This window comes from Epilithonimonas sp. 33E (assembly GCF_059372615.1).
The window spans coordinates 1307754-1321724 of the sequence record NZ_CM182009.1; the positions used below are offsets into that span (position 1 = coordinate 1307754).

Here is a 13971-nt window from a genome sequence, read left to right on the forward strand (position 1 = left end):
CAAGACATTTGTCCCGAAAGCTCGCAAGGTGCGGGATAAACAGTAACAAATTAATGTGTTTCAATTATGGAAAAACAGAGAAAAAAAGTTTTACTGGCAGCCGTGGCAATGCTGTCAGGAATTGGTGCGTTCGCACAGGGAAACGGCTCGGCAGGTATCAACGAGGCTACCCAAATGGTAACAAGTTATTTCGACCCCGCAACGCAGTTAATCTACGCCATCGGTGCGGTGGTTGGGCTCATCGGAGGCGTTAAGGTGTATAACAAATTCAGCTCCGGCGACCCTGACACGAGCAAGACTGCGGCAAGCTGGTTTGGTGCGTGTATCTTCCTGATTGTTGCCGCTACCATCCTGCGTTCATTCTTCCTGTAATCCTTTGCTTATGAATAGTTACAATATTAACAAAGGCATTGGGCGTACAGTAGAGTTCAAAGGATTGAAAGCGCAATACCTGTTCATTTTCGCAGGCGGACTGCTCGGTACGCTTATTCTCGTGATGATACTGTATATGGCAGGCGTAAACTCTTACATCTGCCTGTTCATCGGAGCAGGGGGTGCTTCGCTCATCGTATGGCAGACCTTTTCACTGAACCAAAAGTACGGCGAACACGGGCTGATGAAAGTGGGTGCAAGAAAACGGCATCCTCGATACATCATCTGCCGCAAGCCTGTACACAGGTATTTAAAATTCACTTCTAAACCAAAAGCCGTATGAGAAATGTAGCAAAGACCTCCACTTTGGAAAGCAAATTTCCATTGCTGGCAGTAGAGAACAACTGCATACTTTCCAAAGATGCGGACATTACCGCCTGTTTTGAAGTGCGTTTACCGGAACTGTTCACGGTAGCTTCTGCGGAATATGAAGCCATTCACTCCGCTTGGCACAAGGCGATTAAGACCTTACCCGATTTTACGGTCATTCACAAACAGGATTGGTACATCAAAGAAAGCTACGCCCCCGATTTGGCACAGGAAGATCAGAGTTTTTTATCGAAATCTTATCAACGCCATTTCAACGAGCGACCATTCCTGAACCACTATTGCTACCTGTTCCTGACAAAAACCACCAAAGAGCGTATGCGTATGCAAAGCAACTTCAGTTCGCTTTGCAAAGGCACACTCATACCAAAGGAAATCAGGGATAAGGAAGCGATACATCGCTTTATGGAAGCCGTAGCACAGTTTGAGCGTATTGTGAACGATAGCGGTTTTGTGAGCCTGCAACGATTGAGCGAAGAAGACATCATCGGTACAAATGAAAAGCAAGGATTGCTGGAACAGTATTTTACCCTTTCGAGGGAAGCAGGAACGCCGATGCAGGACATCGCACTCGGTGCTGAAGAAGTCCGTATCGGAAACAAAAGGTTGTCTTTGCACACCCTGTCCGATACGGACGATTTGCCCGGAACGGTATCGGCAGATACACGTTTTGAAAAGCTATCTACCGACCGTAGCGACTGCCGTTTGTCGTTCGCTGCACCTGTGGGGTTGTTGTTGAGCTGCAACCATATCTACAACCAGTATTTGTTTTTGGATAACAGCGAAGCGAACCTGCAAAAGTTTGAAAAATCAGCAAGGAATATGCACTCATTGGCTCGGTACAGCCGTGCCAACCAAATCAACAAAGAGTGGATAGAAAAGTACCTGAACGAAGCACATTCGTTCGGGCTTTCCTCTGTTCGTGCGCATTTTAATATTATGGCGTGGTCGGAAGACCCTGCCGAACTCAAACAGCTAAAGAATGATTGCGGTAGTGCGTTAGCACTGATGGAGTGTAAGCCACGCCACAACACTACGGATGTTGCCACGTTGTATTGGGCTGGAATGCCGGGCAATGCCGGCGACTTTCCGGCAGAGGAAAGTTTTTACACGTTCATAGAGCCAGCCTTATGCTTCTTTACCGAAGAAACCAATTACCACAATTCGCCGTCCCCATTCGGGGTAAAAATGGCGGACAGGCTTACAGGCAAGCCTATCCATTTGGATATATCAGATTTGCCAATGAAGCGTGGCATTATCACGAACCGGAACAAATTCATTCTTGGTCCGTCAGGTTCGGGTAAATCGTTCTTCACAAACCATATGGTAAGGCAGTATTTCGAGCAGGGCGCACACGTACTGTTGGTAGATACGGGTAATTCCTATCAGGGTTTGTGCGAATTGATTAAGGGGAAAACCAAAGGCGAAGACGGGGTTTATTTTACCTATACCGAAGACAATCCCATTGCCTTTAACCCTTTTTATACCGATGACGGCGTGTTCGATATTGAAAAGCGTGAAAGTATCAAAACTTTGATACTAACGCTTTGGAAAAGGGACGATGAACCGCCGACCCGTTCGGAAGAAGTGGCATTATCCAATGCCGTTAGCGGTTATATCGAGCGTATCAAAACGGAAAACGTGTACCCATCATTTAACGGCTTCTACGAGTATGTAAAAGGCGATTACCGCAAGGTATTGGAGCAAAAGCAGGTAAGGGAAAAAGACTTTGACATTGCCAATTTCCTCAACGTATTAGAGCCTTATTACAAAGGCGGCGAATACGATTACCTGCTGAACTCAAACAAGCAGTTAGACCTGCTTTCCAAACGCTTTATCGTGTTTGAAATTGATGCCATCAAAGACCACAAAATCCTCTTTCCCATAGTCACGATTATCATTATGGAGGTGTTCATCAACAAGATGCGCCGACTGAAAGGTATCCGTAAGCTCATCCTGATTGAAGAGGCTTGGAAAGCGATTGCCAAAGAGGGAATGGCGGAATACATCAAGTACCTCTTTAAGACCGTTCGCAAATTCTTCGGAGAAGCGATTGTCGTAACGCAAGAGGTCGATGATATTATCCAGTCGCCCATTGTGAAAGAAAGTATCATCAACAACTCCGATTGTAAAATCCTCTTAGACCAGCGCAAGTATATGAATAAGTTTGACGATATACAGGCAATGCTGGGGCTTACCGATAAGGAGAAAGGGCAGGTACTTTCTATCAATATGAACAACGACCCATCAAGGCTTTACAAAGAAGTCTGGATTGGTTTAGGTGGTACGCACTCGGCAGTCTATGCCACCGAAGTTAGTTTGGAGGAATACCTCGCCTATACCACCGAAGAAACCGAAAAAATGGAAGTAATGCAGCTCGCTGCTGAACTGGACGGAAACGTGGAACTCGCCATTAAGCATATCGCTATGCAACGGCGTGACAATTCAAATCAATAGTCATTAACAATTTAAAATTTCAAGAAAATGAAAAAAATCCTTTTTATGGTGTGTACGGCACTAATGCTTGCCGTTGCACCGTCCGCAAAAGCCCAATGGGTAGTAACCGACCCCGCAAACCTTGCATCGGGCATTCTCAACAGTGCGAATGAAATCGTACAGACTTCTTCCACCGTAAGCAATGTGGTTAAGAACTTCAACGAAGTGAAGAAAGTGTACGAACAGGGCAAGGAATATTACGACAAGCTGAAAGCCGTCAACAACCTTGTGAAAGATGCCCGTAAGGTGCAGCAAACGGTTTTGCTGGTAGGCGATGTTTCGGAAATGTACGTGCAGAATTTCGGCAAGATGATGAACGACCCCAATTTCTCGCCGCAAGAGCTGACCGCTATCGGTAACGGCTACTCCGCATTGCTCAATGAAAGTACCGAACTGCTGAAAGAACTGAAGCAAATCGTAACCTCATCCAGCCTTTCGCTGAACGACAAAGAGCGTATGGACATCATCGACCGTGTGTACAAAGAAGTAAAAGACTACCACAGTCTTGTACGCTATTACACCAACAAAAATATTTCTGTAAGCTACCTGAGAGCGAAAAAGAAAAACGATGCCAAAAGGGTGCTTGACCTATACGGAACTGCTAACCAAAAATACTGGTAACAATGGAATGGGATAATCTTCACGAACTCCTGCGTTCGCTTTATGACGATATGATGCCGCTTGCAGGCGATATGGCGGCAGTGGCTAAAGGTCTTGCGGGATTGGGTGCATTATTCTATGTGGCATTAAAGGTTTGGCAGGCTTTAAGCCGTGCCGAACCTATTGATATGTTCCCATTGTTACGCCCGTTTGCTTTGGGGCTTTGCATTATGTTTTTCCCAACCATTGTATTGGGAACTATCAATGCAGTGCTAAGCCCCGTTGTAACGGGAACACATTCCATACTCGAAGACCAGGTGCTTGACCTGAACAAGCTGCAACAGCAGAAAGACCAACTGGAATATGAAGCAATGGTCAGAAATCCCGAAACCGCCTATATGGTATCGGACGAAGAGTTTGACAAGAAGCTGGATGAATTGGGCTGGTCGCCCTCCGACATCGGCACGATGGCGGGTATGTATATGGACAGGGGTGCTTATCAAATAGAAAAAGCCATAAAGGATTGGTTTCGCAATCTACTGGAGATACTCTTTCAGGCGGCGGCTTTGGTTATTGATACCATAAGAACATTTTTCCTGATAGTCCTCTCCATACTCGGACCGATTGCCTTTGCAATTTCCGTATGGGACGGCTTTCAGTCCACGCTCACGCAGTGGCTCACGAGGTATGTGAGCGTTTACCTGTGGTTGCCTGTTTCCGATTTGTTCAGTTCGATGCTGGCAAGGATACAATCGCTGATACTGGAAAAGGATATAGCAATGCTTTCAGACCCGACCTATATACCCGACACCTCCAATACGGTGTACATCATCTTTATGATTATCGGCATCATCGGGTACTTCACTATCCCGACAGTAACAGGCTGGGTAATCCAAGCTGGAGGCGCAGGAAACTTTACCCGCAATGTAAACTCAACAGCAATGAAAGCAGGAAACCTTGCCGGAGCCGGAGCTGGTTCAACGGTTGGAAACATCGGCGGTCAGTTACTTAAAAAATAATGTAAAACAATAATCATTCTTAAAAATGGAATTTAAAACGCTAAGAAATATAGAAAACAGCTTTCGGCAGATACGTTTATATGCCATCGTGTTTGCCGTTCTCTGCATAGGCGTAGTAGGATTTGCCGTGTGGAAATCGTACAGCTTTGCAAATGAACAAAGGCAAAAAATCTATGTGCTGGATAATGGCAAATCACTGATGCTTGCCTTGTCGCAGGATGCCAGTATTAACCGACCTGTGGAAGCAAGGGAACACGTCAGGAGATTTCACGAATTGTTCTTCACGCTTGCACCCGATAAGAACGCTATTGAAAGCAATATGAGCAGGGCGTTCAACCTTGCCGATAAATCAGCTTTCGACTATTACAAAGACCTGTCTGAAAAGGGCTATTACAGCCGTATCATTTCGGGTAATGTTCAGCAACGAATTGAGGTAGATAGTGTGGTGTGCAATTTCGACAATTACCCCTATGCAGTGCGCACCTATGCCAAACAGTTCATCATCCGTTCGAGCAACGTAACACGCCGTAACCTGATTACTTCCTGCTATCTCGTCAACTCCGTTCGTTCGGATAACAACCCGCAGGGATTTAACATCGAAAAGTTTGCGGTAGTAGAAAACAAAGACATCGAAGTTATCGAACGCTAAAAATTAAGGATATGAAACAGTTACTTGATTTAGACGCATTCGCAAAAACGCTGACCGATAAAGGGTATGACGGTTATTTCCAAACGGAGGCAGCTTATGCCGACAAAATCAAAGACAGCATCAGCAGGTTTTTAGAGGCTTGTAAAAATGGGATGGATAAACCGATGTTGCCCAACATTATGATGCTGACAACTTACCTGCAATGGAATGGCGATGATAAGCCAAAGGTTGAATGCAATATGTGGGTAAAGTATGAAGACGGTCTTTTTGATGTACAGAAGATGAATATTGAAAGGATAGACCAATACGGGCAATTATTGAAACAATCCAAACTGACAGACCTCTCTACAAGCTCGGTTCCGACAAGGAAAGAAGCCATTGCCCAAGTGTCTGACAAACCTAAAGAACAGTTGTCTTCCCCGAAAAGGCGGTTTAAAATGCGATAACCGAAAATCATTAAAGTATGAAAAAATTAAGAGCAACTATGGACAGGTTTTTTGATAAGCTCGATGAGCGTTGGCGGGCTTTGCCAGTGCGCAAGCAGCATCAATACACGTTGTACTTTTTTGTGGGTTATCTCTTGCTTACGGCAGGGGTTATTGGCAAAGTAGTGTACGATACGGGCAAGCCGAATGATACCATCAACATCAGGCATATCGAGAACCCTGTCCTCAAAAGTAAAAATCCTGCAAGGTTGCAGGATAGTGTATCAACAATTTTAAAAAATCAGTTTTATGAAAGAAAATGAAAAAAGGGTCAGCATTCTCGTTGAGGAAGGCGACCAAAGTAAAGCATCCAATCTGCTGGATGATAAAAAGAACAGCAAAGACCGCCTTAAAAAGCCCTTGATATTCGGTTTGATGGCGATTGTCTTCTTAGGCTGTATGTACCTCATCTTTAAACCGTCAAAGGATAAAAAAGAGGTCGAAAACATCGGGCTGAACGATGCTGTTCCACAAGCTACCGGGGCAGGAATGCCCGACAGCAAAGGCAAAGCGTATGAGCAGGAAATGCTGGAACAAAAAGACCAGGAGAAACGCAATGCCCTTACCACGCTATCCGATTATTGGAATGAGGACAGCTCATCTGCCAACGCCAAGAGCGAAGAAGATTTTGTAGAAGAGGAAGAAAGCAACGGCTATGGCAGTGGCAGAAATTCGGGACGTTATGGCAATCCTGCCTTGAACAGCTACCGAAATACACAAAGCACGTTAGGCTCATTCTATAATAACGACAATGCAGAAACAATGGAACTCCGCAGGCAATTGGATGAGCTAAAAGAAAAACTGGCTGATAAAGATGTACCTAAAGCAACAACAGTAGATGACCAGCTTGCCCTGATGGAGAAATCCTATCAAATGGCTGCAAAATATCTTCCGCAAGGTAATAGCAGCAATGGAGAAGCCACACCCACAAACGGTACAGCTTCGGGAGCTTCGACTGCCAGCCAAAAAGAGCATTTTGTATCATTTACGCCCACAAGGAAAAACACCGTATCAGCCTTGTATCGTGAGCCAACAGACAGCGAATTTTTGAACGATTTAAACCAGACCAAAAACAGGGGCTTCTATACCGCAGGTTCTACTGAACAGGTGGTACAGCCGAAAAACAGCATCAAAGCCTGCGTACACGATGCACAAACCGTTGTTGGGGAAACGGGCGTAAGGCTTCGTTTATTAGAGCCTGCCAAAACGCCTAATCGTACCATTCCCAAAGGAACTATCGTAACGGCGAATGCCAAGTTTCAGGGCGGTCGTTTACAGCTAAAGGTTACTTCGGTAGAACTGGAGGGTAATATCATTCCCGTAGATATTACCATTTACGATTTGGACGGGCAGCAAGGCTTGTACGTTCCGTATTCGCCCGAAATGAACGCACTTACCGAAATGGCGGGCAATATGAGCCAGACAGGAGGAACGAGCGTGATGCTTACGCAGAATGCCGGACAACAGGTTGCTGCCGATTTAAGCAGAGGCATTGTACAAGGAATTTCGGGCTATTTCGCAAAGAAAGTACGTACACCAAAGGTTACGCTCAAAGCAGGGCATCAGGTCTTCCTTGTATCAAAACAATAATGTTAAACTAAAATAATTTTATAATGAAAAATCTTTTTAAAACACTTTGGGCATTTGCTCTGACTATCGGCTTAGCCGTAAATTCTTTTGCGCAGGACAGCATCAGAACTCCGCTTGCATTGGGCAAGATAGAACCATACAAAATGGAAGTAACCTACGATAAAACTTCGCACTTGATTTTCCCGACTGCCATTCGTTACGTGGATTTGGGAAGCGAATACCTGATTGCAGGTAAAGCCGAAGATGCGGAAAACGTACTACGAGTAAAAGCATCGGTAAGGAACTTTGAACCGGAAACGAATTTTTCAGTAATTACCAATGATGGACGTTTTTACAGTTTCAGTGTGTATTACAGTTCCTACCCTGAAGCAACAAGCTATGACCTGCTAACAATGCAAAAATCAGTAGATAGAACCAACGGAAACGATGTGCTTTTTGAAGAATTGGGCAACAATTCGCCCTCACTGGCAGGCTTGTTACTGGAAACCATTTACAAGAAAGACAAGCGCATTGTAAAGCATATCGGGGCTAAGAGTTTCGGCATTCAGTTTATCCTCAAAGGCATTTACATACACAACGGCAAATACTATTTCCATACCGAACTGCGTAACAAAACCAATGTTCCGTTTGAGATTGATTTTATCAATTTCAAAGTGGTGGATAAAAAGGTTGCCAAACGTACCGTAGTGCAGGAAATTCCTTTGACACCGCTTAGGACTTACAAACCATTGGACGGCATAAAAGGAAAATCTACCGAGCAAAATGTATTCCTCTTAGACCAATTTACCATTGCCGATGATAAGATACTTCTGATTGAGATTTTCGAGAAGAACGGCGGCAGGCATCAAACATTGCAGGTGGAAAATTCGGATTTAATCAAGGCTCGTTTGATTGACGATATGCACCTGAAATTTTAATAACCCATTTAAAACAACAGTAATAAAATGAAAAAGTATATCTATACCGTGATGCTCGTTTTAATGGGTATCACAACGACACAGGCACAGCGAATGCTGCCGAAACAGAAAGGGTTGGAAGTAAATGTTGGTGTGCTGTCCGATGATAAAATCGGCAACGATTATTATATCAATATCGGTATGACCGTGAACGGTAAGAACGGCAATTACCAGCTTTGGGCGTTGGAATATACGCACCAATACCACGATTATAAAGACCTCCGCATCCCGCAGGAAACTTTTACAGCCGAGGGCGGTTACAGCTTCTTCCTTTTGGGCGATGCCCGGAAGAACATCACGCTGAATGCCGGAATAACCGCCGTAGCAGGTTATGAAAGCATCAACCGTGGCGAACCGATGTTGTATGACGGAGCGAAGATATTGGACGAGGACAATTTCATTTACGGAGCTGGCGGACGACTGACCTTTGAAACGTACCTTTCTGACCGATTTGTATTAGTCCTGCAAGGGCGTACAAAAGTCTTTTGGGGTACGGATTTACGACAGTTCCGACCGTCGGCAGGTGTGGGATTAAGGTTTAACTTTTAAAACGTAAAAAACGATGATAGCAATATTCAATAAATTCAGAACAGGGCTACTGCCATTATATATATTCCTGGCAATCCTCACAGCTTCGGTTACGTTGGTATCTTGCAGCAAAGATGATGAACTCGAAATACAGAACAATTTTCCTTTCGAGGTCAATGTAATGCCAGTGCCTAAAGATGTTGCCAACGGACAAACCGTAGAAATACGCATTACCATACAGCGTACAGGCAATTACAGCAACACGCAGTATTTTCTTCGCTACTTCCAGTTTGATGGTCAGGGAACGTTGCAATACTACAATGAGCCGCCGTATCAGCCCAACGACCTGTACCAGTTACCAACGGAGCAGTTCAGGCTGTATTACACGTCAACGTCTGCCGTATCACAATCTTTTGATGTTTGGATTTCGGACAGCTTCGGGAACGAAAAGCAGATAACTTTTCAGTTTAACAGCAGCGATTAAGAGCAGTATTCCAATTCATAAATAACGGCTTATCTGATGGGTAAGCCGTTTTTAATTTTAAATTCGATAGTTGCTAAAGAAATAATTTCTTATCCTTGCAATAATGAAAAAGGGTATTATCCTTTCGGTTTACCAAATTTGAGTAAGTTATTATTTCCATAAACAATGAAAGCGGCTTGCCTTTTTGGGTAAGCCGTTTTCGCATTTTATAAAACTGCTGATTTTACAGACTATGGAAATAAAAATTAGAAAGGAAGAAAAGGAAGATTTCAAAAAAGTTTTTGAACTCATTCGCCTGGCTTTTGAAAACGAGGAATTGAGCGACCATAAAGAACAGTTCTTGGTGGAACGGTTACGCAATTCTGATGCGTTTGTCCCCGAATTATCACTTATTGCCGAAGTAGATAATCAAATTGCGGGATATATATTGCTCACAAAAATTAATATTGAAGACAAGGATAAAAACACTTACACCTCGCTTGCGTTAGCCCCTGTTGCTGTGTTGCCGAATTATCAGGGAAAAGGTATTGGCGGCAAACTCATACAAGCTGCCCACGATATAGCAAAAAAAATGGGCTTTGGCTCTGTGATGCTGTTAGGACACGAAAACTATTACCCTAAGTTTGGCTATAAGCTGACCAAAGAATTTGGGATAAAGCTGCCATTTGAAGTTCCTGAAGAAAACTGTATGGCAATAGAACTATCGCAAAATGCGCTGCAAAATGTAAGCGGTGTAGTTCGGTATCCGAAAGAGTTTGAAATTGAATAATGCCACGGATATTTTTCGTAAATTCAAACAGTGGAAATAAAGTATTTTTGGTATGGTTGCATCATTGGTAATAGGTATTATATTTTTGGTTGCAGGACTGGGACTTCGCTACTGGATTAACCGGAGAAAGTTTTACAGGCGCAGCCCTATGGGAGCAGAGGGCTTCTCATCTTATGAAAGTTCGGTTTTCATTAAATTCGTGGAAAGGGTCGGTAAATGGATAGCTTACGGGCTGATTATTTTCGGTCTGTTGTCGCTGTGGGTTTATTGGCGTGAGAAAAAAGAAAAACAACAACCTGAAGTAAAAATAGAACAACCTGCCGAACGCAGATAGTTATTACAGCATACATTTTTTAAGCAAATCGGATAGCCCAAAAGCTATCCGATTTTTTTATTTACGGCTTAGTAAATCGCCAAACGCTACCTCTCAAAGCCAAACCCTGCAACTTTCCCCAATGCCGTACTAAGCCTTTATAAATTCAACTTCCATAGCAAAATTGAGCAAACAATGGAAGTAATCGCAATACAAAAATCCGCACTGGACGGAATGAAGAATGAGCTGAAAGCACTTTTGGAACTTACCGAAAATGCCACGCAGAAATACACGCCAATTTTTGCGCAAGAGCAATGGCTCGATAACCAGGAAGTGTGTTTGATGATGAACATTACCAAGCGGACTTTGCAGACGTATAAGGACAAAGGGTTATTGCCTTATTCCAGACTGAACCGTAAAAATTATTATAAACGCTCGGATGTACAGGCTTTGCTCGAAGCCGGACAACCGTACAATACTGCCGAAAATGGATTTATTCACGAATGACAATGAAGAAATCATTGCCCATCAGGAAATGATAACACAGCTAAGAACCCGTATCGAAAGCATATTGAAAAACTACCGCCCTGTAATGAACGGAGAAATTTACCTTTCGGGCGAAGATGTGTGCAAGCTGCTCCATATCAGCAAACGCACTTTACAGCAGTACCGTGATGATAATATACTGCCGTATATACAAATAGGCGGTAAGATTATTTATAAGGAAAGCGATATCCTGACTATACTGGAGCAAAATTACATTTCACAAAAAATTGTTTGACTGTAATCTTTTTTGTATTATATGCTGTCAAAAAAGGACGAGTTTAGTATCTTTGTTGTCGAAAATATAGAAAATACTTAAAGTTGTTTTTGCTTTAAGTTCCGCATTAGAAACTGGTAATTTTTAAAACCCCGGAACGAATAAGTAAGAACGCTCACGTTATGGCGTGGGCGCTCGCTTATTTGGGGGTCAGGCGTACCAGTGCCTTAATGCCAGTAAGTGTGGTTGCCTGCGCCTCTTTTTTTTGCAGGTTCCACTAACTTGATAAACATTAAGAGTTATGGACGGCAAGGATATTTTTTACCCCGAATTTGACCACCCTGCTACGCAATTATCAGCGTTCTCTCTCTGCATTGATGTTTTTATCATATCCCTTAAAAACGGGGAAATTGTACATTTTAAACCTAACGAGATAGCACACTTTAAAGATTGGCTTGACCGTTTTAAAGTCAGGGACATTGAGGTCGATAAAGGAATACCTTACGTTACTCGAACTCCGAATTTATCTAAAGCTCCCAACGGATTTTTTAACCTCATCAAACTAAGCAAAAAGAAAATGAGCAAAGAACAAATAATAAAGGTAGGGATGATAGATGACCACGATATGCTTAGAAAGGGTATTTGTGATTTTCTAATGGGTTTCGGTTTTGAAATACTTTTTGAAGCCGAGAATGGAAAAATGGCAATGAAAAAAATGGAGGAAATCGAAGTTGTTCCCGATGTAATGGTTGTTGATATAAATATGCCGGTAATGAATGGTTTTGAAACCGCTAAAGCATTGAATGAAAAATATCCGCAAACCAAAGTCCTGGCTTTTAGCATTAATGATGATGTACAGGATGTAGTAAAGATGCTTCAGCGTGGCGTAAAAGGGTATATACTGAAAGGCGCAGACCCCGAAGAACTTAAAAAAGCCATAACCGTTATAAATGATGGAGGACATTATTTTAGTGCTGGCGTAGCCGAAATTGCAAAAGAATACTATAAACAGTTTCCGCAATAACAGGTTTCTTTGTTACTTTCTTTTCCGCAGAACTCACGAAAGAAAGTAATCCCCCAATAATAAATTATGGGATAATGAATATCCCAAGCAATAATGTCGCAACCTGTTTGGTAAAATGGAAAAGAAAGGATTTGTGTAAGGGCGCATTTTGCTAAAGGGGATTGCACCAATTTAAAGCAAAAAGACTGCCCAACCATCGGGAGGATCTGTCTTTTTGCCGCCCGACTTTTCGGGTCAGGCGGCTGCTATTTTAGCTTATGGTTTTTAAATACTCGTCATAACGTTCCGTTATATCCTTGCCTTTCCTGAACGTGTCTTTTGTGTAGCTGTAATGCTCTTCAAAGAACTTTACTTCTTTGGTGGTAAGGTCTATTAAATAGCGGTAGTCTGCGTTTATCCGCCTTTCATCCATTGTACAATGCTCCGTAAGCATTTCGAGTTCTTGCTCACTGTTGTCAAGGGATAACAAAGGCAAAAAAAGCCTTTCAACGATATATCCCTGTTCGGGTGCGCTGCTGCTGTCGGCAACGCAAATAAGAGATTTGCCGTTGCTCAATTTGATATGAAGATTTGAACGTGTCATAAATTGAAATTGGGGTTTATTGATTAAGCCGTTAATTGGATTAATGAAAATTCTTCCGTCCAAAATTCCTCGCTGGTGTGCTTGCCGTATGCTGTATAGTAGCCTGTACCGTTTGCACGCAATACAAGCCTGTAACAGTCCAATCGGTTTTCGGGTGCGGTAAACATTTCCTGCTCCCCCTCGTCAAGCTCCACAAATGCCCATTCTTTATCGTTTAGCATTTCTTCAATGTTCGGGGTATCGTCTTCGCCTGTGCAATAAAAATCTACTGCCGTATCATAGTAGTTCATTGAGCAGAAATAATGATTGCCCTCTAACGGCTTAACCAATGCAAGCCGTTTTGCCTGTTCCTGTTTCCATTCTTCGGATAGATGGATAATTGCAAACTCGCAATTATCCCATTCGCTATTGGTGTTGGCTTTAACCAAAATATGTGCTGTCGCTTTATCGGATAGTTTCATCGTTCTAAATTTTAATGGTGTTTAACTGATTTTCGATTTTACGTTCTAATAGAGTGTCGAGTATTTCCCATTCGCTGTCGTACTCCTTGCCCTCAAAATGGTAGGTGTCTGTTTCCTTGTCTAATTCGTAGCTGTCAAAATCTTCGTCTTCCAGATAAATATCTATGAGTAGCTTGTCAGAAAACATTGTCCTGCCATATACCAAACAACCTAATTCCTCATAATCCAATTGGAAATCTATGTTGTAATGCTCGGCTATCTGCTTAACTGCTTCCGCATTTGGCGACCATTTTGTTTGATAATTGAATATTCCCGTATCGCTTTCGTAAACCTCAAAGAAATATCCGCCGTTACTGTCGTCTATGAAATCGGGCAGTTGTCCGCAATTCTCTTTCCTTTCTCTTTCAGCCATTGATTTGAATAGCTGTGTTACCTGTTCGATTGCTTCAGGCTTCCCCTCGAAGACAACCGTATTGTTGCACCAATTTGGCATAA

General features: G+C 43.0%; 20 protein-coding genes. 17 read left to right on the forward strand and 3 right to left on the reverse strand.

Translation table 11 applies throughout. The annotated features are described in order from the left end of the window. Positions 1-66: 66 nt before the first annotated feature. The 17 genes from AC5P2S_RS06140 to AC5P2S_RS06220 all read left to right on the forward strand — a co-directional run bounded on the left by AC5P2S_RS06140 (position 67) and on the right by AC5P2S_RS06220 (position 12432). Positions 67-372: a DUF4134 domain-containing protein gene (locus AC5P2S_RS06140; RefSeq protein ID WP_002979435.1), complete on the forward strand. Its 306-nt coding sequence runs from the start codon at positions 67-69 to the stop codon at positions 370-372. Positions 373-382: 10 nt separating this feature from the next. Then, on the forward strand, positions 383-715 hold the full coding sequence (locus AC5P2S_RS06145; RefSeq protein WP_002996016.1) for a DUF4133 domain-containing protein: 333 nt from the start codon (positions 383-385) through the stop codon (positions 713-715). Beyond that, positions 712-3216 (forward strand): TraG family conjugative transposon ATPase, encoded by a 2505-nt coding sequence (locus AC5P2S_RS06150; RefSeq protein WP_024567749.1) that lies wholly within the window; start codon positions 712-714, stop codon positions 3214-3216. The genes AC5P2S_RS06145 and AC5P2S_RS06150 overlap by 4 nt, the downstream gene beginning before the upstream one ends. 27 nt (positions 3217-3243) lie before the next feature. Further along, a complete protein-coding gene (locus AC5P2S_RS06155) occupies positions 3244-3876 on the forward strand; it encodes a DUF4141 domain-containing protein (RefSeq protein ID WP_002996013.1) in 633 nt (210 codons plus the stop codon). Positions 3877-3878: 2 nt separating this feature from the next. Beyond that, a complete protein-coding gene (gene traJ / locus AC5P2S_RS06160; protein ID WP_002996010.1) occupies positions 3879-4874 on the forward strand; it encodes a conjugative transposon protein TraJ in 996 nt (331 codons plus the stop codon). Positions 4875-4899: 25 nt separating this feature from the next. Continuing rightward, complete coding sequence (gene traK / locus AC5P2S_RS06165; protein ID WP_002996009.1) at positions 4900-5523, forward strand: conjugative transposon protein TraK; 624 nt, start codon at positions 4900-4902, stop codon at positions 5521-5523. Between the two features lie 11 nt (positions 5524-5534). Then, positions 5535-5969 carry a hypothetical protein gene (locus tag AC5P2S_RS06170; protein ID WP_002996007.1) on the forward strand — a complete coding sequence of 145 codons (435 nt, stop codon included), beginning with the start codon at positions 5535-5537 and terminating at the stop codon, positions 5967-5969. A 17-nt stretch (positions 5970-5986) separates the two neighbouring features. Continuing rightward, the gene (locus tag AC5P2S_RS06175; RefSeq protein WP_002996005.1) at positions 5987-6271 is read left to right on the forward strand and encodes a hypothetical protein; all 285 of its coding nucleotides are present in this window, start codon (positions 5987-5989) and stop codon (positions 6269-6271) included. Then, positions 6258-7598 (forward strand): conjugative transposon protein TraM, encoded by a 1341-nt coding sequence (traM, locus tag AC5P2S_RS06180; RefSeq protein ID WP_002996003.1) that lies wholly within the window; start codon positions 6258-6260, stop codon positions 7596-7598. The genes AC5P2S_RS06175 and traM overlap by 14 nt, the downstream gene beginning before the upstream one ends. Positions 7599-7621: 23 nt before the next feature. Continuing rightward, on the forward strand, positions 7622-8515 hold the full coding sequence (traN, locus tag AC5P2S_RS06185) for a conjugative transposon protein TraN (protein WP_002996001.1): 894 nt from the start codon (positions 7622-7624) through the stop codon (positions 8513-8515). Between the two features lie 27 nt (positions 8516-8542). Continuing rightward, positions 8543-9103 (forward strand): conjugal transfer protein TraO, encoded by a 561-nt coding sequence (locus tag AC5P2S_RS06190; RefSeq protein WP_002995999.1) that lies wholly within the window; start codon positions 8543-8545, stop codon positions 9101-9103. A 13-nt stretch (positions 9104-9116) separates the two neighbouring features. After that, entirely contained in the window at positions 9117-9566 is a 450-nt protein-coding gene (locus AC5P2S_RS06195; protein ID WP_002995997.1) for a DUF3872 domain-containing protein, read from the forward strand. 232 nt (positions 9567-9798) lie between these two features. Next, positions 9799-10335 (forward strand): GNAT family N-acetyltransferase, encoded by a 537-nt coding sequence (locus AC5P2S_RS06200; protein ID WP_002995995.1) that lies wholly within the window; start codon positions 9799-9801, stop codon positions 10333-10335. Positions 10336-10387: 52 nt separating this feature from the next. Further along, positions 10388-10669, forward strand: a complete 282-nt coding sequence (locus AC5P2S_RS06205; protein WP_002995992.1) for a hypothetical protein — start codon at positions 10388-10390, stop codon at positions 10667-10669. Positions 10670-10843: 174 nt separating this feature from the next. Next, positions 10844-11155 carry a helix-turn-helix domain-containing protein gene (locus tag AC5P2S_RS06210; protein WP_002995989.1) on the forward strand — a complete coding sequence of 104 codons (312 nt, stop codon included), beginning with the start codon at positions 10844-10846 and terminating at the stop codon, positions 11153-11155. 28 nt (positions 11156-11183) lie between these two features. Continuing rightward, the gene (locus AC5P2S_RS06215) at positions 11184-11429 is read left to right on the forward strand and encodes a helix-turn-helix domain-containing protein (protein ID WP_430827366.1); all 246 of its coding nucleotides are present in this window, start codon (positions 11184-11186) and stop codon (positions 11427-11429) included. 280 nt (positions 11430-11709) lie between these two features. Continuing rightward, complete coding sequence (locus AC5P2S_RS06220) at positions 11710-12432, forward strand: response regulator (RefSeq protein ID WP_002995984.1); 723 nt, start codon at positions 11710-11712, stop codon at positions 12430-12432. 250 nt (positions 12433-12682) lie between these two features. Here the strand turns inward: AC5P2S_RS06220 and AC5P2S_RS06225 are convergent, their stop codons facing one another. Genes AC5P2S_RS06225 through AC5P2S_RS06235 form a run of 3 tightly spaced genes read right to left on the reverse strand, consistent with a single transcriptional unit; the run spans position 12683 to position 13969 of the window. Then, a complete protein-coding gene (locus AC5P2S_RS06225; RefSeq protein WP_002995980.1) occupies positions 12683-13015 on the reverse strand; it encodes a hypothetical protein in 333 nt (110 codons plus the stop codon). 23 nt (positions 13016-13038) lie between these two features. Then, the gene (locus AC5P2S_RS06230; RefSeq protein WP_002995976.1) at positions 13039-13476 is read right to left on the reverse strand and encodes a hypothetical protein; all 438 of its coding nucleotides are present in this window, start codon (positions 13474-13476) and stop codon (positions 13039-13041) included. Between the two features lie 4 nt (positions 13477-13480). Next, the gene (locus tag AC5P2S_RS06235) at positions 13481-13969 is read right to left on the reverse strand and encodes a DUF1281 family ferredoxin-like fold protein (RefSeq protein WP_002995973.1); all 489 of its coding nucleotides are present in this window, start codon (positions 13967-13969) and stop codon (positions 13481-13483) included. Positions 13970-13971 lie beyond the last annotated feature (2 nt).